This window comes from Erysipelothrix sp. HDW6B, assembly GCF_011301115.1.
GTDB classification, from domain to species: domain Bacteria; phylum Bacillota_I; class Bacilli_A; order Erysipelotrichales; family Erysipelotrichaceae; genus Erysipelothrix; species Erysipelothrix anatis.
The window spans coordinates 1,667,625-1,686,311 of the sequence record NZ_CP049860.1 but is presented as its reverse complement, the minus strand read 5'-3'; the positions used below and the strand labels follow the sequence as shown (position 1 = coordinate 1,686,311).

Here is an 18,687-nt window from a genome sequence, read left to right as displayed (position 1 = left end):
CATAAGACAACTTTTTAATCGATTACCACAACCTTCGTTATAAACCAAGTGTCTGTACTATCGATGTTTTCCTAAACAACAAAAAAAAGGTACTATCCAAATAAGTCCTATCTATCCGTTCAACGAGTGAATAACGAGACAAACAAAGGAAAACTTACGATTGACCTTTTCAAGATGTGTTTCTGCGAGTGCAAACGATAGGATGAACGAGTGGAATGATGAACCACTTTAAATGGTATTTGGAGATTCTTACTATTCTTCCAATTAGTTTGTGACCTAAATATATAGAAGGTAGAGATAAATTGGCAATCTTGAAATTGATTCAATACTCGGGAAGAAATACGAGAGCGCAGCAATAATATCAATCGTTTTTTCTTGTTAAGATGTAGGTAAACCATCTCTTATGCTGTTTATCAGTAATATTACAGTTTAAAGAAATGATTAGGGGTTTAAGCAACAGATCACTTGACAGAATAACATACTAAAATTTACATGATACTAATTAGTTTTAACCTCTCTAAATGTGTTACTTGACATATTATTAAACGATTAGAAAACGAACTAAAAATTGTGCATTAATGTGCACAATGTGCTATTATTGTTTTAGGTGATAAATATGGAATTATTAAAGCAGTTAGGAATAAGAATTAAAGATGTAAGAGAAGAGAAAAATATTTCTCAAACAAGATTATCCGAGTTATCTGGAATTGTAAGAGAGCAAATATCTAGAATAGAAAACGGTCAGATCAACGCTACAGTAGAATCTGTTTTTAAGTTAAGTATGGGTCTGAATACACCCATTCAGGAGCTGTTAAACTTTCCTGATGCGATAATGACTAAAATTATTGAGGCAGAGAGACCAAAGTCAAATTTGAAACCGATTGTTAAATGGGCAGGAGGCAAAACTCAACTACTTCCTGAAATTAAAAAGTTGATGCCCTCGGAATTCGATAGATATTTCGAACCCTTCACAGGAGGAGGTGCACTACTGTTTAGTTTAAAGCCTGAGAATGCTGTTATTAATGATTTTAATTCCGAATTAGTGTCAGCATATCGATGTTTTGAAAGTAAAGAGAGTTTTAATAAATTAATTTCGATTCTTCAGTTTCATGAAGCTAATCATTCTGAAGACTACTATTTAAAGGTTCGTGAGTTAGATAGAAGTGAGGGATTTAATGCATTGTCCAAAGAAGAAATTGCTGGAAGGTTTTTATATTTGAACAAAGCATGCTTCAATGGACTTTACAGAGTTAATTCAAAGGGGTATTTTAATGTTCCTTCTGCAAAACGCGAAAAGGTTAAAATATACGACGAAAATAACTTTAATGGCTTGCTAGAGTATTTCAGCAATAATACGATTGAAATTTTGAATACTGATTTTGAAAATGCCGTTGAAAGTGCTCAAGCAGGTGATTTAGTATATTTTGATCCACCCTACGATACTTATGATGATAAAGACACATTTACTTCATACTCAAAAAACGGATTTGGCAAAGACGAACAACTTAGGTTAGCTAATCTTTTCAAATCTCTAGACAAAAAAGGAGTCAAAGTTATGTTATCGAATCACAATACCCCTTATGTCAACGAACTATATGATGACTTTAATATCAATGTTGTTTTAGCAAAAAGAATGATTAATTCAAAAGCCAATGGTCGCGGTAATGTGGAAGAAGTAATAGTGACTAACTTCTCGGTAGAATGATGGAAAATGTAACTATAAGCAAGAAAAAAAGAAGAATCAATGATAGCAGTTTTGTTTTGGTTCATGGTGATTCTTTTAAAGAAATGAATAAAATTTCTAATAAGAGTATTGATTTAATTTTTGCTGACCCACCTTATTTTTTATCAAATGGAGGAATAAGTGTTCATGCTGGCAAAATGGTTTCGGTGAATAAAGGATCCTGGGATGAGGGCCTAAGCCCTCAAGATAAGTTAAAGTATAATAGACGTTGGATAAAAAAGTGTAGGCAGCTACTTAAAGACGATGGAACTATTTGGATAAGTGGAACAATGCATAATATTTATTCAATCGGTGTAGCATTAGAACTCGAAGGGTTTAGCATTATTAACAATATTACTTGGCGAAAGCTAAATCCTCCGCCAAATATTTCATGTCGTGCTTTCACTCACTCAACAGAGACAGTATTATGGGCACGAAAGCAGTTAACTCCTAAAAAGAAAGGAAAACACGATTTTAACTATTTAGATATGAAAGAGTTAAATGGTGGAAAACAGATGAAGGATGTTTGGGAGTTTGCACTCACTCCTCAAAGAGAAAAGAAATCTGGAAAACACCCGACTCAAAAACCATTAGCATTGTTAGAGAGAATACTACTAGCATCAACAAACGAGGGAGACTTAGTTTTGGATCCGTTTAATGGTAGTGGTACAACAGGGATTGCTTGCTCCATGTTAAATAGGAAATATATTGGGATTGAGCAAGATGAAGCGTTTATTGAATTAACAGTAAAAAGATTTCAATCTTTGAAGGAGGATAACAAATAAATGGAAAGAGATTTTGATGAATGGATTTCAGGGTTTAAAGACTCGATTGCTACATGGGAATACTATGTTGATTTTCCAAAAGTATATAATAACGTTGAAAAAATTAAAGTAGAACTAAACTTACTTAACAGTCTTATTGGTTCTGAAGATATTGAAAATGAATTTAAAGATTTACTATCAAGATATCCGGAGATTATCAAAGTAATTCCGATTTTAATTGCTAAGAGAGAAAAAGAAATTAGAATTATTGATGTGGAAGGTGATTTCAATTTCAATTTTAAGCAAATGAACTACACTGTAGATGAATACTGCTTGTTTATGAGGAATACAGGTATTTTTGATTTGCTTCAAAGGCATATAATTAGAGATTTAACCGACTATGTCAAAGGTGTAGAAGTTGGCATGGATACTAATGGAAGAAAAAACCGAACCGGACATTCAATGGAAGATTTAGTAGAAGGTTATATCCAAAGAGTTGGTTTTATAAAAAATGTCAGTTACTTTAAAGAACTGACAAAAACTAATATTGAAAAAATGTTTGGCTTGGATTTATCTAATATTAGCAACCAAGGGAAATCTGAGAAACGCTTTGATTTTGTTATAAAAACAGATAATTCTATATATGCAATAGAAACAAATTTTTACGGTAGTGGCGGATCTAAACTTAATGAAACAGCACGAAGCTATGAAATGCTTGCGACTCAGAGTGCTACAATTGAGGGTTTGAAATTTGTTTGGATTACGGACGGAAGAGGTTGGTTAACTGCAAGAAATAATTTAAGACAGACGTTTGATATGTTAAAAGATATTTATAATATAGCTGATTTGGAATCTGGCATTCTTAATACTACTTTAATCTAAGCAATAATCTCAAATTAAGCCGTTATCTACCAAATGGGAAAACAACATTGCTCTTCCAGACCAATTCCAGTAGGTAATGTCCTGCTCAATGAAAAGCCACTTTGCTGCTAGGAGGATCACTTCAATAGGATGTTGTACGTTATTACGATCACGAAAGTATCCTATCGGTTCTTGATTGCTGAATGATACATTTTCTCCTTTATATATACTGTTAATAAGAGGTCTGATTATTTCTATATAGATATCTTCATTTAGACCAGAAAAATCAGAAAGAATTGTAGATATATTACTATGGGAGGGATTCTTAAGCATTCGCATTCCCGATTTTGAAGGGAAAATATTTAAACTGTCAGGTGTCTCTACAGACACAATAAAATCGAATCCTTTATTTAATGGTGCTGGTCTTTTGAGTAAGATGTTGTATCCCAAGTAGCTTTCGACCTCGTAAATATATTTACTACTCAAATCTTTTCTTCCAGTTCCAGGAACTTCTTTTTTGAATAAATCAATCATTTCATTTCGAATAGTTGTTCTATCGGATGATTTTAAGTTATATTCTATTTTTCTAATTGGCATAGGAAATCCTACCTTTCTTATTTAATCATGACATATTTAAAAAATAAGACAATCGTTATATAATATACAGATTTTTTTTAAAACTGGAAAAAGTATTTAATTATATAATGATGTAAAATGAATGAATATTTTTTTGTGAAAATGAGTGAGGGTTAAGAGGAAGATGAAAACCCTGATTTCCTAATTCTAGAAAACTAATAAGGTTAAACTATAAAGAGAAATTCGATAGGGATGTACTACAAAAAAGCGTAGGTGTTTAAAAAGAGTATGATTACGGTTTGAACTTAACAGATGGTTGAATAAACCATAGTACACTCTCATACTCGAAATTGATTCCTTACTTTTCTTTTAATGTAGATGGGAATGAGTTATTGTAAAAAATCTACACAGAGAATGAAAAGGATTAATTTATAACATCTAAAAATAATTCAGAACAATGGAAGAGTTCTGCGAAAGAGTATAAACATTTAAGTGCAGGAATGAAATATAAAATCATTACTCTAATTCCATGATAGACGACCGTTGCCGCATTACTACTGAATATAGTGAATCAATCGTATTTGTTAATAACTGAGTTCGTGATTTTTGCGATGAATACCAATCAACACAGAAGAAATAGGTAAATTAGTGTTTATGGAAGAAGTACGTAAACCTCCGTCAAAACTATTATAAGCAGAAAAGGAAAACGGCTATTTAAACGAGATAACTAGATTACTTGTGAAGCAAGCAAGTAATCTATAAATTTAATGATCAGTTTAAACATCTCAAGTTGAGAATGTTCAAATATTGCATGTAATAGTTAGGCTTGCATGTGTATAATAGTCTAATAACTGTATGAGAGGAATCGGATAATAATGATTAAAGTTGGAAATACATACAACAATAAACAATTAATGGAAATCTTTAAGGTTTCCGGACAAGGGGGAATGAGGAAGAGTAATACAACTAACTCGCTTGTACTAATCTCCAACCGTGTTCAAAAGAGAGATCTAAATCCTTATGAGGATAAGTGGATTGGTGATGAACTTCATTACACTGGGATGGGGATGTCGGGTGATCAGAGTATCCAGTTTATGCAAAACAAAACTTTGTATGATTCGAACAACACGGACATTAAGTTGTATTTGTTTGAGGTCTTCGTTCCAAGAGAGTATATTTATTTGGGTCGAGTTAAACTATCAAAACCTCCTTACACAATTAAAGAACGTGACAATGACGGTAATTTACGAAATGTAATTAAGTTTCCATTGAAAGTTCAGAATGAATTACCAGAAATTCATGCTTCCAAAATTATAGAAAATGATAATAAAATTATAAATAAGTTAAAGAAATTAGAGACGGAAGAATTAAGGTTAGAGGCAATAAAGGTTGATGAGATAAATCGTCAAGTAATCGGTCAGGAAAGTAATCGTCCGAAGGCAACTCGAGTATCGACAAATCGTTTTTACCGAGATCCAGCAATTTCAGAGTATGTTAAGAGGATTTCAAATGGTATATGTGCGCTATGCGATAATTTAGCACCGTTTAATGATAAAAATGGGCAACCATACCTCCATTCACATCATATTGAATATCTGTCAAACGGGGGATTAGATGTGATTGAAAACTGTATTGCAGTTTGTCCTAACTGCCATGAAAAGATCCATGTCTTAGAGGACGCTAAAGATAGAAATAAACTTCTAGAAAAAGTACGGTTACGTTAAATGAAGTCTATTGAAGTTGTTGCGGCAGCAATCGTAAAAGATGAACGTATTCTAATTGCAAAACGGGCTTCAGGTGAATTTGAAGGACTTTGGGAATTCCCAGGTGGTAAAATTGAGTTAGGTGAGAGTCAGGAGACAGCGCTGAAAAGAGAAATTGACGAAGAACTGAATTTAATGATTTCAGACCTTAACTACGTAGACACCATTTTTTATGACTACCCAAGTTTTTCACTAGTCATGCATCTCTACAGCTGTACAGCTGACACCGAAAATATAATTAAGCATGTTCACTCTGAACTCTGGTGGATTCATTATCAACAATTGGACTCTGTAGAATGGGTTCCAGCTGATATTGGTCTGTTAAAGTCTGTGGTAGACTATTTAAGTAAAGACTAAAATGCATAACACTAAAAAATTGACCTTAGTATTGTATGCAAATCGTAATGAAAAACGATAATAAGTAGGAGTAACAATACTCCATTCTTATTATCGTTTTTTATCGAATATCAAATCAGATAATACTTTAGGTTTTGGGACTAATCTAAAGTGTGTGATATCTGACTAAACTATTTCGTCATAAAGGCTTTCATCTTTAAATATTAAACGCTCGCGTTTTCCAGTGATGAGATGTACGTTATTTATCAAAAAATTCCAGAGTAATCCGTTTGCTTCTGATGGGCAATATCCATTCTCTTTTAAAAGTAACATTAAAGTAACGTAAGTACTATCAGACATTACGCGGGTGTGTTCGTTGGCTGTGTTGTTCATAATCTTCTCCTAAGGTATTGTTTTGCGATTAAGCTTTTTACTGTAAGTGGAACTGCCCCAAGAAAAACTCAGGACAGTTTTAGTGCGTTTTGTATTGGTTGAAGGTTTATACGTACCTTTCTAAAGAGTTTTAACGTGAGGTATAGCTAATGGTTCCATATCCAACTTTGTTTGTATCAACAGAGCCAGAAGTAACTTGTAGGTAATAGCGTTTACCTGAGTCACCTACCTCCCAAGAAACATCAAAAGGTTTACCAGTACTCCAGTTGTAGTTATCATTTGAGTTTATATGACCAACAAAAAATTTGTCGTACTTTACCGAGAAGGGCCAATTATCACGTCTAAGTTGCATGTTAATATTTGCTTCGCGATAACCTCTTGAAGCAATCCAATGTCTACCGCGAACCCTAATTGTTCCTGGACCGGCATACCACATATCATTCTCATCATAGCCATTGTGGGTATGCCCTGTAAAACTAGCATAGTAAGTACGTCCAGATTCAGATGCATGAATATCATTACTAAAGAATAGTAAAGATGAAATTGTGCATAAGGTGAAAATAAGGCATATTTTAGTGATTTTTGATTTCATAAATTGAGGCTCCTTTTGTGATTTTTGTATAGAACGGGGAAAGTACATATTTCAATAAAAGAATTCCAATGATTCCACCAAGTGTATTCATGATGACATCGTAAATATCTGCAGTTCCCATCGGAGCATAAAGGATGAATCCAAAGACTAACTGAGAACTTTCGAGAGTAACCGAAGTAAGGAGTACAATCCTAAACATTTTTCTTAAACTCAAGGTATCTCGGAATAGTGCAATAAGCATACCAAATGGAATAAAGTAGTAAATACTCAAAAGCCAATTATTGATAACACGTGCGTTAAGATTTACAAGTGGGGATAGTAAATCGAGAGGATACGTGATATGTAAAAAATTGAAGTATCGTTCACTCGTTGAAAACATTTGATTAAAGTCTAAAGGAAAGTATGTTCCTTCTAAGATAACGGAGACGTAAATTATCGCCATCGTTACAACGATCCGATAAGATACTTTTCGTTTTCTAAGAAAGAAAAGTACGAAGGGGATGATGAGCAGCGTAAAGGGATAGATTGATAAAATCTCCCATCCTCTACGATTGGTCAGTAAGGTGCCGATTAAAGTAGTTCTAACAATGATATTAATCCTTCCTTTCTGTGCAGAATTAATGTGGGTAATTCTGAAGTGTGTAAGATTCAATTTACCTGATATAGAAATGCTATTTTTGTGACGGTTGTGAATATTACACTGCGTGTGATTGATACGAGTTATTTTGATCCCTGCCTTTCTGCTTATGTAAAAAATTAAATCAATTTATTAACTGATTGTTAAGACTGTAAATCACTTTTTTTATGTGGTAAAATCGTAGCTGTTTTTAGCAAGATAATTTTGAAGAGAATGGCAATACAGTCACTTATAAGTGGAGATAGAGCAACTTTATAATGATTCATTTTATACAAAATGTTCTTCGGAATTAAGAGTGAAACGTGTCTAAGTGGTAACATGAAAATTTTCACATATTTAAGAATGCGTTTATCAACAAAAAATTGTTTGGGATGGTAAGGAATAATCGTAATCAAACTTTGGAAATATTTAAAATTTAGATAGAGAAGTTTAAGGATAGATTAACTGATTAAAGAATCGGAGCGTATCATTCAATCGAATTTTTAAGTATACTTATTATAGAACTACGATTCCGAAAGTATATCAGAGTACACTGTGTTCGGGTTAAAATACTAAGCTTTATTGATAACGTATTGAGGAGATGTTGAACTATGCAAAAAAAATATATTATTGCGCTGGATCAGGGAACGACAAGTTCACGGGCAATCATGTTTGATCGTGATCAAAATATTATCGCAGCTGCACAAACCGAGTTTACACAATTTTATCCAAAGCCAGGGTGGGTTGAACATGATCCAATGGAGATATGGGCAACACAGTCGGCAGTACTGAATGATGTCGTTGCACGCTCGGGTGTTGCGATTGAAGAAATTGATTCGATTGGAATTACGAATCAGCGGGAAACTACGGTTGTTTGGGATAAAAAGACAGGGCGTCCTGTTTATCACGCTATTGTCTGGCAATGTCGTCGTACATCGGGGATGGCGTCAAAACTTGTGGCCGATGGTCATAAAGAATTCATTCGACATAAAACAGGTCTTGAAGTTGATGCATATTTTTCAGGAACCAAAATTCAGTGGATTCTTGATAATGTTCCAGGTTCGCGTGAACGTGCACAGCGTGGTGAATTACTATTTGGTACCGTTGATAGCTGGTTGGTCTACAACCTTAGTAATAAACAAGTTCATATTACTGATATGACCAATGCTTCACGAACGATGTTGTATGATATTCATAATTTACGTTGGGACCCTGAATTGTGTGCACTTATGAATGTTCCTATGAATATGTTGCCAGAAGTCCGAGGAAGTTCGGAGATTTATGCATATGCAAATATTCAAGGTCATGAAATCCCAATTTCAGGAATCGCTGGAGATCAACAAGCAGCACTCTTTGGTCAAACTGCATTCTATGAAGGAGAAGCAAAGAACACCTATGGAACTGGCTGCTTCTTACTAATGAATACAGGTGAAAAGCCTGTGACTTCCAATAACGGTTTACTTACAACAATCGCTATCGGATTAAATAATCATGTACAGTATGCTTTAGAGGGTTCGATTTTTGTGGGTGGAGCAGTAATCCAGTGGCTTCGTGATGAACTTGGTTTAATTCGTACTTCAGGTGAATCTGAAGTATGTGCTAAAAAGGTTGAAGATAATAATGGGGTTTATCTCGTTCCTGCATTTACTGGTTTGGGTGCACCGCATTGGGATATGTATGCTCGTGGTAGTATCTCGGGACTGACACGGGGTTCAAACCGTGACCATATTATTCGCGCTGCATTGGAATCGATTGCATATCAATCGTATGATGTAATCAAAGCAATGGAGAAGGATAGTGGTGTTAAAATTCAAACACTTCAAGTCGATGGTGGTGCTTCATCGAATGACTTCCTCATGCAATTTCAATCCGATATCTTAGGTGTTGATGTGCGCCGTCCGACTGTATCAGAAACAACGGCTTTAGGGGCCGCGTATCTTGCTGGGCTTGCAACGGGTTTCTTTAAAGATCAAGAGACTATTCGAAAGATGCACAAGTACTCGCAAACATGGCAATCGAACTTGGATGAAGATCGTCGTTTGAGATATTTAAAAGGGTGGCATAAAGCTGTGAGCCGCGCGGTTGACTGGGAAGAACACGAGTAATACAATAAAAAAAGGTTATTCAGGAATCTCTGAATAACCTTTTTTTAGAAGTTATGTTGATTTGGATTAAAAGTCATCACGGTATACGATAAGCCATGTCGGGTAAAGGTTGTGTCCGTTGGAATAAAACCCAAGCGTTCGTAGAATGGTACTTTTTCCAAACGTGCATTTAATACAATTGGTCGTGATTCTGACACAAGAACATGTTGAATTAGGGTTGTTCCATAGCCTTTATTTTGATACTCCGGAAGTGTTGCGAATTTTCGAATTTGGACAAAATCGTTATCTTCAAAAATAGATAGGACACTGACACAGGAATCACCAAGGTAAAATCCAAGATGTTGTGCTGAATCATCACCATTAACTTGAACGAAATCGCGGCTTTCGTTGGGATACATTGCGTGGTGTCGAATCGTATAGACCGTTTCTAAATCTACAGGTTTTATCATAGGTAATTCCTTTCGTCTCGTGGTGGTAGCCTCATTATATAAGCTGTGCTTCGAAAGCTCAATATAATGACTGTAATCTTCGCGCTTGTGTATCGAAAGCGAGACTTTAAATTGTTATAATGAATATACATGAGAGGGGGCGATATTTATGTCCTATCAAAACTATGCAAATTCTAAGTATGTGTTTTTGATTGGTAATGGAATAAATCGTATTGGCGGAAGTCATGATATAAGTTGGCAACAAATTCTTGAAAACTTTGAAGTTAATTCACAGCTAAGTTATGTCGATGGGTATCCATTACCGGAGTTTTTTGAGTTGTTGTCATTATACAATCGAGATGGTGTCGATACCCTCCATCGAACACAATTTGTTGAAGCAATTGATGCGTTGGTCGGAAATGATTACCATAAGGAAGTTTATCAATTCTGCAGTCGACATCACATTGATATTTTAACAACGAACTTCGACCATGCGTTTCAAAAGACCAATAATTTAGTAAAAACTAGCACACGCAAACTGGATAAGAAATTTACTGACTTTTATCCATGGCAAGTTTTTTATACTGAACAAGGCAATAAAAACTCTGATCAAGGAATTCGTCTCTTTCATATCAATGGAGACCAATACTACAAACGGTCATTAAAGCTTACGGTTAAAGATTATGCGGGAAATATAACCTATTTCAATCGCCGTTATAATCCTTTACAAAAAAATTCGAAGTATGCCAATGATGAAACATGGATCAACTGTCTCTTTGATAAAGACGTCATTATTTTTGGTCTTGCATTAGGTGATGAAGAAATTTTTATTCGTAATGTCTTGATCCAACGGGCGCTTTACCGTAAGAAAATGAAGATGAACGGAACTAGCGGCTATTATCTATACTGTACCCAAGATTTCAAAGATGATACAACGTTGGCACAGTATACCTTGTTTTTCAAAGCGGTAGGGATTGCAATGGTTCCTTATGAAACCTATCATGCAATTTATGAAAGAAAGTGAGAAGGTATTATCGATGATTCAATATGTTGCATTTTTAAGAGGGATTAATGTTGGTGGAAAAAATAAGGTGCCAATGAAAGACTTAAAGAAATTGTTTGAGGATTTAGGGTATGTTAATGTTAAAACCTACATCAACAGTGGTAATGTTATCTTTTCAAGTCCTGAGGAAAATCAAGGGATTCTAATAGGAAGTTTGGAGCCTATCTTACTCGAAACATTTAATTTTGAAATTCCTATTACAGTTGTGAGTGTCGAGACATTGCAACGCGTTTCGGATAACGCACCAGAATGGTGGGGAGACGGTAATAAGGAATACTATCATACAGCGGTTTTTGTAATTCCGCCAAAGGATGCATCGGCAATTATGGAAATTATGGGTGCGCATTTAGATGGTAAGGAATATGTAGAGGTCGGTGAGGCAATGATCTATTGGACAGCGGTGGTTGCTTATTTTTCTCAAACAAAGTGGTCTAAAATTGCGAGCACGGATGCACGTAATTTTGTAACGATTCGTACGGCCAATACAGTGCGAAAAATTCTTGCACTTGCAGCCACAATGACTGCTTCTGCAAATGAGGATTAATGATGACAATCAAAAGAATCCTAAGTATTGATATAGGCACGACAAATATAAAAGCAGCTTTTTTTTATGGTAATCGATGCATTGATATACAAACTAGGGAAGTAACAACTTACAGCAATGGTCGCATGCAAACCCAAAACCCGAAAGATATTTTAAAAACGGTTCAAACACTTATTGAAGCAGGTGTTGATATTCATGACATTACGGATGTTGTGATTACGACCGCGATGCATACGTTAATTTATGAAACTGAATTAGATAAGTTTTCCGAAATGATTATTTGGTCGGATAACCGTTCTGAAGCAGTAATTGAAGTTCTTCAAACAACGTCGATACCTTTTTATCAGAAAACAGGAACACCGCTCCATCCGATGTCCCCTCTAACGAAGTTGTATCAAGCGCGTAATGAGTCCGTGTATCGGATTCATGATTTAAAATCATACCTTATGATGCATTTTACAGGTCTTTTCCTAACAGACGTCTCGAGCGCATCTGCATCGGGGTGTTTTAATATTCATACACACTGCTGGGATGGTGAAATTCTAGATATCATTCAACGAAGTACAACACAATTTCCAGAAGTTGTTGCTGTAACGCATCAAGCACGGATGACTAACTCTAAGCAGGGCATTACCATAACGATTGGGTCAACAGATGGCGTAATGGCGTCTCATTTTTTTCGAGAAAAAGCATATCTTGATAAATCTCCCTATGTCATGAGCATTGGTACCAGTATTGGTGTCCGCTACTATGCGCAGCAACCCGTTTTATCCAAGACGGGAAATACGTTTTGTTATATCCTTAATGAAGGGTCCTATCTCTGCGGGAATGCATCAAACAATGGTGGAAACTTGTACCAGTGGGTGAATCAAACCTATTTTAAGAATACCTTATCATTTGAACGGTTAATTGAATTACTCGAACTTGCCCATCCAGATGAAATGGAACTTTACGCTAAACCTTATGCTTTTGGTGAACGTGGTCCTTTTTGGAGGATTCACCAAAGCATGAAGCTTAGTTTTGAATCAAATTCAAGCGAGCAAATTGCACAGGCTATATTTCTTGGAATGCTTGCGAACATTGATTTAATGTTAGAGAGTATTGCATTTGAACGACATATGCCGTTGTTTGTTACTGGGGGATTTTTAAAAAATCAACGTATGGCCCAACGTGTCGCTGATTTGCTAGGGGTGATACTCATTCAAGTAGCAGATGAGAACAGTGTCTGTGAGGCTGCTGTGCGGCTTTTAGACGTCAATTTACCATTGAAAGCAATGACGACAGTCGTGCCGCAATCCTTGGACACTAATCTTGCAAAACAAAAAGCGTATATTGTAAATAACTTATAAAGAACAAAGGAGGCGGTATTATGGATTTAAAAGCATACATTCAAGCACTAGAGGCAAAAACAATCACCCCGAAGCAATTGGTAGCGACATCAATAGAAGCAATCAATGATCATAATGCAACAATGAATGCGGTTGTTCATACACGCTTCGAGAAAGCTTTAGCCGAAGCTGAGAATGATTACAGTCACACAATATTTAAAGGGATTCCCATTCTACTGAAGAGTCTAGGCCATAGCTTAGCGGATGAACCAAGTACGGCGGCATCCAATTTATTTAAAGATGCCACGGCACAGCATACGAACAACTTTGTGCAAAACGTCTTAGATCTTGGTTTTATTGTTATCGGACAAACAAACAGTCCAGAGTTTGGATTTAAAAATATCACAGATTCAAAGTTATATGGTGTTACCCGCAACCCACGAAATCTTGAGACGACTCCAGGTGGATCGAGCGGTGGTGCGGCGGCAGCGTTGGTTGCAGGCTTTACTCCTGTCGTTGCGGCAAGTGATGGTGGTGGTTCAATTCGCATTCCGGCAAGCTATACGGGTTTGGTAGGTCTTAAGCCGACACGAGGCAGTATCCCAACGGGTCCTTATATGCATCGTGGATGGCAAGGTGCATCGATGAACTTCTTTTTGACAAAGACAGTAGGCGATACAGAACTTCTCTTTGAATCTATAAAGCAGAATACAGTTGCTTCACCATTTAATTATGTAGCAGGAAAAGCAATTCCTAAAAAAACTTTAAGAATTGCTTATACTGATGTATCACCTGTCGGTAGTGTTGTTAGTGATGATGCGAAAGCCGCATTAATGCAAACTGTCCAACAGCTTGAGGCATTGGGTCATACATTGGTCTATGAGACTCCTGATTATGACGGTATGAAACTCATGGAAACATACTATATGGTAAATGGTGTTGAAACAGCCGCGATGTTTAAAGATATAGAAACAACGCTTGAGCGTTCGGTGGCAATGCATGAAATTGAACTCATGTCATGGGTTTTGTATCATTATGGTTTACGTGTTCAAGGGTGGCAAATGGTAGATGTCCTAAATTATTGGGATCGAGTGAGTGATATCATGCATCAATTCCACCAAAAATATGATTTATATTTAACACCTACGACGGCTAAAGCTGCACCTTCTATTAATCATGTTTACCATACCGATACATTTGTAAAGCGTATGGAAAGAATTGAATCAGATGAAAATCCGTATCAAGTCGTGTGGGATATGTTTGAAGAGTCCTTATCTTACACACCATTTACGATGCTTGCAAATATTACTGGACAACCTGCATTGAGTATTCCGTTATACCGTAATCAAAACAATGAATATTTTGGGACACAACTGATGGCCGCTAAAGGCAACGAAGCTTTGTTATTTTCAATTGCGAAGACACTAATGAATGAAAAGGACTGAGATAAACTCGGTCCTTTTTAGATTTCTACTTTTTGCACGACATCTTCGAATGTTGTTTTTTTTAATTCATTGATCATGGCGTTTTGAACATCATCAAGGTATCCATCAAGTACCGTGTGAACTTGTTTTCCGACGGGACAGTTAGGATTCGGATTATCATGAAAGGCAAAAAGATCATCTTGGATGCTGTCAACCGCAATGAAAACATCATAAAGTGTGAAGTCAGATAATTCCGGAACGATATGTGCCCCGCCGGCACCACGTTGAACTTCAACGAGTCCCGCTTTTTTCAATTGTCCGAGAACATTTCGGATGATAACAGGATTAACATTGACGCTTTCAGCGATAAAATCACTGGTGATTTTGTGCTCGCCATCGAAAGTATGAATACATATTAACGAATGTAAAGCAATGGTAAAACGACTACTAATTTGCATAATATTACCTCTAATTATCTTTAGTATAGGATACGAACCGTTGTAATGTCAATGATTACAATAATTTGTTGTAACTATTGACATTACAACAAAACAGGTATATTCTTTAGTTGTAAGTGTTGTGATTACAACAAATAACCAGGAGGACTTAAAATGAAAATAGCAGTAATTGGCGCAAGTGGAAAAGCAGGAAGTTTGATTGTTGATGAAGCAATTGCCCGCGGACATGAAGTTACAGCATTCGTCCGTGATGCAAATAAAGTCAAAAATAAAAAAGCGTTCGTATTTGAAAGCGACTTGTTTGATTTAAAACCAGAAGATTTGGAAGGGTATGATAGTGTTGTTGATGCATTCGGTTTCTTTGGAGACGATCAAAGCGTGCATGTTACATCACTTAATCACATCGCAAATCTCGTAGCCACAACACCCACACGTCTTTTAGTTGTTGGTGGTGCGGGAAGTCTTTATGTGGATGAGGAATTAACAACTAAATTGATGGATACAGAAGGATTCCCGGCTGCATACCTACCCATGGCATCGAATATGGGAGAAGCGCTCAAACAACTTCGAATGAGAAGTGATGTAAAATGGACATACTTCTCACCGGCAGCAGATTTTAGAGCCGATGGTGAACGCACTGGATCCTATACTCTAGCCGGCGAAATACTAACATTAAATAGTAAAGGCGACAGTGTGATTAGTTATGCTGATTATGCCATTGCAATGGTCGATGAAATCGAGCAAGCACAACACATTCAAGAACGTATTTCTGTCGTTTCTAAATAAAATTTTTCCCCAAAAAAGAGTATCAAGAATACTCTTTTTTTCTATTTTCAAGTCAAAAGATTAATCTTAATACCGTCTTAATACCGGTGGTGTTAGAATACTTTTATCTTTTGAAAAGAAGGGGAATAAAATGAAGAAATATGACAATGACTCAGTCTACAAAGTTACGCCACAAGATGTCTACGAACACCTTGATGTTGATCGTAATGGATTAAGTACTGATGAAGTAAAAAAACGTCAACACGAATACGGAAAAAATGTACTAAGAGAAGTGAAAGGGGAACCAATGTGGAAGAAATTTCTGCATCACTTTTCCAGCTTGATGGCTATTTTGTTATGGTTCAGTGGGGGAATCGCAATCTTTGCTGATATGCCACAACTGGGTATTTCAATTTGGCTCGTCAATGTCATCAATGGTGTCTTTGGTTTCTGGCAAGAATTCCAAGCAGGGAAAGCTACGGATGCGTTGAAAAAAATGTTGCCTTCATTTGCACGGGTCATTCGTGATGGTGAAGAACAACAAATTCTTACTGAAGAATTAGTTGTGGGTGATATTTTAATTATTGCGGAAGGCGATCGTATCTCCGTTGATGCGCGTCTTGTTGAATGCAGTGATTTGAATGTCGATCAATCAACTTTAACCGGTGAATCGAATCCTGTTCGTCGGAATGCTGATGCTGTTTTAGGTGATGATTTATCACGATTTGAAATTCGCAACTTAATTTTCGCTGGAACTTCAGTCTCAAGCGGAACAGGAAAAGCAATCGTTTATGCAACGGGAATGAATACGGAATTTGGAAAAATTGCGGATCTTACCCAAAATATGAAAGAAGAAAAAAGTCCACTCCAACAAGAACTGGATGTTCTTACCAAACAGATTTCAATTATCGCAACATCCATTGGAATTCTCTTCTTCATTATCTCGGTATTCTTTGTACAGGAAACACTTGCGAAATCATTTATCTTTGCATTAGGAATGATTGTTGCATTTATTCCAGAAGGACTTTTACCTACTGTCACACTTTCTTTAGCAATCGCAGTTAAACGAATGGCTAAAGAGAACGCATTAGTTAAAAAATTATCAGCTGTAGAGACACTGGGTTCGACCTCAGTTATCTGTTCTGATAAAACGGGAACATTAACTCAAAATGAAATGACTGTCAGCAATGTCTGGACATTAGATCATGAATATGATGTCAGTGGTTTAGGATATGCGCCTGAAGGTCAGATTACACTCGATGGTGAAGCAATTAAAGTGTATGACCATGCAAACCTTCAAACAATTCTTCGTGCTGCTGCATTATGTAGTAATGCGAAAGTAGTCGCTCCGAATGAAGACAATGATCGTTATACCGTCTTAGGTGACCCAACAGAAGCATGTTTGGGTGTTGCGGCACAAAAGGGTGGCATTAATCTTGATTCCTTAACCACAGAGGCTTTACGTCTTCGTGAACTTCCTTTTGATTCAACACGTAAACGAATGACAACGATTCATGATTATTCCTACAAGATTCATGGTGATCAACGTATTGCTTTTGTAAAAGGAGCACCTCGTGAAATTCTTGAAATCTCAAATCACGTAGAGCGTAATGGCGAACGTGTAGCAATGGAATCAGCGTTCTTTGATGAAGCAATGGAAGCAAATGATATGTATGCTCGAAATGGATTGCGTGTTTTAGCAGTCGCTTATCGTGCTTTAGATCATGAAACATCTCTTCCCAACACGATGAGTCAATATACACCTGAAATTATTGAAGATGATCTTACATTCTTAGGACTTGTCGTTATGTCAGATCCAGCACGTCCCGAAGTTAGTGATGCCGTAAAAATCTGTCATGATGCAAGCATTCGTATTATAATGATTACAGGAGACTATGGACTTACTGCTGAAAGTATTGCTAAGAAAATCGGAATTGTTAAAACAGAACACCCACGTGTTATTACTGGATCTGAACTTTATAAGTTATCAGATGATGAACTCAAACGTGCATTAGAAGATGAAGTCATCTTCGCTCGTGTAGCACCTGAACAAAAATATCGTGTTGTTGCAACTTTACAAGAATTAGGTCACATCGTTGCGGTAACGGGTGATGGTGTTAACGACGCTCCAGCACTTAAAAAAGCAGATATTGGTGTTGCCATGGGAATTACCGGTACCGATGTTGCGAAAGAAGCAGCCGATGTCATCTTAACCGACGATAACTTCGCATCAATCGTTAAAGCGGTTGAAGAAGGTCGTGCGGTCTATAGTAATATCCGTAAATTCTTAACCTATATTCTTAACAGTAACATGGCAGAAGCCATTCCTTCAGTTGCATTTCTATTATCACGTGGTGCAATTCCATTGCCACTTACAATCATGCAAATTCTTGCAATTGACCTTGGAACCGATATGTTACCAGCACTTGGACTTGGAACCGAACAACCGGAAGAAGGTATTATGAACAAACCGCCACGTAAACGTGGTGAGGCTCTCTTAAACAAAAAGACCTTCATTATCGCATTCTTCTGGTACGGTCTCATCCTTTCAGCCTTTGCAATGTTTGGTTACTTCTTTATTTACTTTATGCACAGCAACTGGCCACAAACAAGTTTACTTGCAAATGGCAACGTGTACCGCCAAGCAACCACAATGGCACTTGCAATGATTGTCTTTGGTCAAATTGGAATGGTACTCAACTGTCGTACAGAAAATCAATCAATCTTCAAACGCGGTATCTTTACCAATAGCAAAGTTCTAATTGGTATCGCTGTTGAAATAATCTTGATTGCATCGTTAATGTACATACCAGCATTACAAAATATCTTTGATACTGCGCCTTTGGGTTGGATGGAATGGATGATCTTAATCCTTGTTCCAATTCCTGCTATTTTATTGGATGAATTACGTAAAAAATATATTCGCAATAACATCGTGAAAGGATAAT

At 36.5% G+C, this 18,687-nt stretch carries 18 protein-coding genes; 12 read left to right on the top strand and 6 right to left on the bottom strand.

Annotated elements, in window-relative coordinates; all coding sequences use genetic code 11:
* Positions 1-616: 616 nt before the first annotated feature.
* The 3 genes from G7061_RS08305 to G7061_RS08295 are packed head-to-tail and all read left to right on the top strand — an operon-like array spanning position 617 to position 3,369.
* Positions 617-1,705 (top strand): Dam family site-specific DNA-(adenine-N6)-methyltransferase, encoded by a 1,089-nt coding sequence (locus G7061_RS08305; RefSeq protein ID WP_166120463.1) that lies wholly within the window; start codon positions 617-619, stop codon positions 1,703-1,705.
* Positions 1,705-2,508, top strand: a complete 804-nt coding sequence (locus G7061_RS08300; protein WP_166120460.1) for a site-specific DNA-methyltransferase — start codon at positions 1,705-1,707, stop codon at positions 2,506-2,508. Before G7061_RS08305 ends, G7061_RS08300 begins: the two co-directional genes overlap by 1 nt.
* On the top strand, positions 2,509-3,369 hold the full coding sequence (locus G7061_RS08295; protein ID WP_166120457.1) for a type II restriction endonuclease: 861 nt from the start codon (positions 2,509-2,511) through the stop codon (positions 3,367-3,369).
* A 9-nt stretch (positions 3,370-3,378) separates the two neighbouring features.
* Here G7061_RS08295 and G7061_RS08290 read toward each other — a convergent pair whose 3' ends face one another.
* Positions 3,379-3,945 carry a hypothetical protein gene (locus G7061_RS08290; RefSeq protein WP_166120454.1) on the bottom strand — a complete coding sequence of 189 codons (567 nt, stop codon included), beginning with the start codon at positions 3,943-3,945 and terminating at the stop codon, positions 3,379-3,381.
* Between the two features lie 854 nt (positions 3,946-4,799).
* Here G7061_RS08290 and G7061_RS08285 point away from each other — a divergent pair.
* Positions 4,800-5,648, top strand: coding sequence for an HNH endonuclease signature motif containing protein (locus G7061_RS08285; protein ID WP_166120451.1), 849 nt, complete (start codon positions 4,800-4,802; stop codon positions 5,646-5,648).
* The gene (locus G7061_RS08280; RefSeq protein ID WP_166120448.1) at positions 5,649-6,044 is read left to right on the top strand and encodes a (deoxy)nucleoside triphosphate pyrophosphohydrolase; all 396 of its coding nucleotides are present in this window, start codon (positions 5,649-5,651) and stop codon (positions 6,042-6,044) included.
* 165 nt (positions 6,045-6,209) lie between these two features.
* Here G7061_RS08280 and G7061_RS08275 read toward each other — a convergent pair whose 3' ends face one another.
* The 3 genes from G7061_RS08275 to G7061_RS08265 form a co-directional block, all read right to left on the bottom strand.
* The gene (locus G7061_RS08275) at positions 6,210-6,416 is read right to left on the bottom strand and encodes a hypothetical protein (protein ID WP_166120445.1); all 207 of its coding nucleotides are present in this window, start codon (positions 6,414-6,416) and stop codon (positions 6,210-6,212) included.
* 130 nt (positions 6,417-6,546) lie between these two features.
* Complete coding sequence (locus G7061_RS08270; protein ID WP_166120442.1) at positions 6,547-7,008, bottom strand: hypothetical protein; 462 nt, start codon at positions 7,006-7,008, stop codon at positions 6,547-6,549.
* Entirely contained in the window at positions 6,989-7,450 is a 462-nt protein-coding gene (locus G7061_RS08265) for a VanZ family protein (protein WP_159633198.1), read from the bottom strand. The genes G7061_RS08270 and G7061_RS08265 overlap by 20 nt, the downstream gene beginning before the upstream one ends.
* 785 nt (positions 7,451-8,235) lie before the next feature.
* On the opposite strand from G7061_RS08265, the gene glpK reads away from it, so the two are divergent.
* Complete coding sequence (gene glpK, locus G7061_RS08260) at positions 8,236-9,729, top strand: glycerol kinase GlpK (protein ID WP_166120437.1); 1,494 nt, start codon at positions 8,236-8,238, stop codon at positions 9,727-9,729.
* Between the two features lie 44 nt (positions 9,730-9,773).
* Here glpK and G7061_RS08255 read toward each other — a convergent pair whose 3' ends face one another.
* Positions 9,774-10,178 (bottom strand): GNAT family N-acetyltransferase, encoded by a 405-nt coding sequence (locus tag G7061_RS08255; protein WP_166120434.1) that lies wholly within the window; start codon positions 10,176-10,178, stop codon positions 9,774-9,776.
* A 148-nt stretch (positions 10,179-10,326) separates the two neighbouring features.
* Between G7061_RS08255 and G7061_RS08250 the strand changes: the two genes are divergently transcribed.
* Genes G7061_RS08250 through G7061_RS08235 form a run of 4 tightly spaced genes read left to right on the top strand, consistent with a single transcriptional unit; the run spans position 10,327 to position 14,537 of the window.
* Entirely contained in the window at positions 10,327-11,181 is an 855-nt protein-coding gene (locus G7061_RS08250) for a hypothetical protein (protein WP_166120429.1), read from the top strand.
* A gap of 13 nt (positions 11,182-11,194) precedes the next feature.
* Positions 11,195-11,764 (top strand): DUF1697 domain-containing protein, encoded by a 570-nt coding sequence (locus tag G7061_RS08245; RefSeq protein ID WP_166120426.1) that lies wholly within the window; start codon positions 11,195-11,197, stop codon positions 11,762-11,764.
* Positions 11,764-13,113: an FGGY family carbohydrate kinase gene (locus G7061_RS08240; RefSeq protein ID WP_166120423.1), complete on the top strand. Its 1,350-nt coding sequence runs from the start codon at positions 11,764-11,766 to the stop codon at positions 13,111-13,113. The genes G7061_RS08245 and G7061_RS08240 overlap by 1 nt, the downstream gene beginning before the upstream one ends.
* 20 nt (positions 13,114-13,133) lie before the next feature.
* A complete protein-coding gene (locus tag G7061_RS08235) occupies positions 13,134-14,537 on the top strand; it encodes an amidase family protein (protein WP_166120420.1) in 1,404 nt (467 codons plus the stop codon).
* Between the two features lie 17 nt (positions 14,538-14,554).
* Here the strand turns inward: G7061_RS08235 and G7061_RS08230 are convergent, their stop codons facing one another.
* Positions 14,555-14,974 (bottom strand): Rrf2 family transcriptional regulator, encoded by a 420-nt coding sequence (locus G7061_RS08230; protein ID WP_166120415.1) that lies wholly within the window; start codon positions 14,972-14,974, stop codon positions 14,555-14,557.
* Between the two features lie 153 nt (positions 14,975-15,127).
* Here G7061_RS08230 and G7061_RS08225 point away from each other — a divergent pair, with 153 nt between their 5' ends.
* Positions 15,128-15,760, top strand: coding sequence for an NAD(P)-dependent oxidoreductase (locus G7061_RS08225; RefSeq protein ID WP_166120410.1), 633 nt, complete (start codon positions 15,128-15,130; stop codon positions 15,758-15,760).
* 130 nt (positions 15,761-15,890) lie between these two features.
* Positions 15,891-18,686 (top strand): cation-transporting P-type ATPase, encoded by a 2,796-nt coding sequence (locus G7061_RS08220; RefSeq protein WP_166120407.1) that lies wholly within the window; start codon positions 15,891-15,893, stop codon positions 18,684-18,686.
* The last annotated feature ends 1 nt before the right edge of the window (position 18,687 follow it).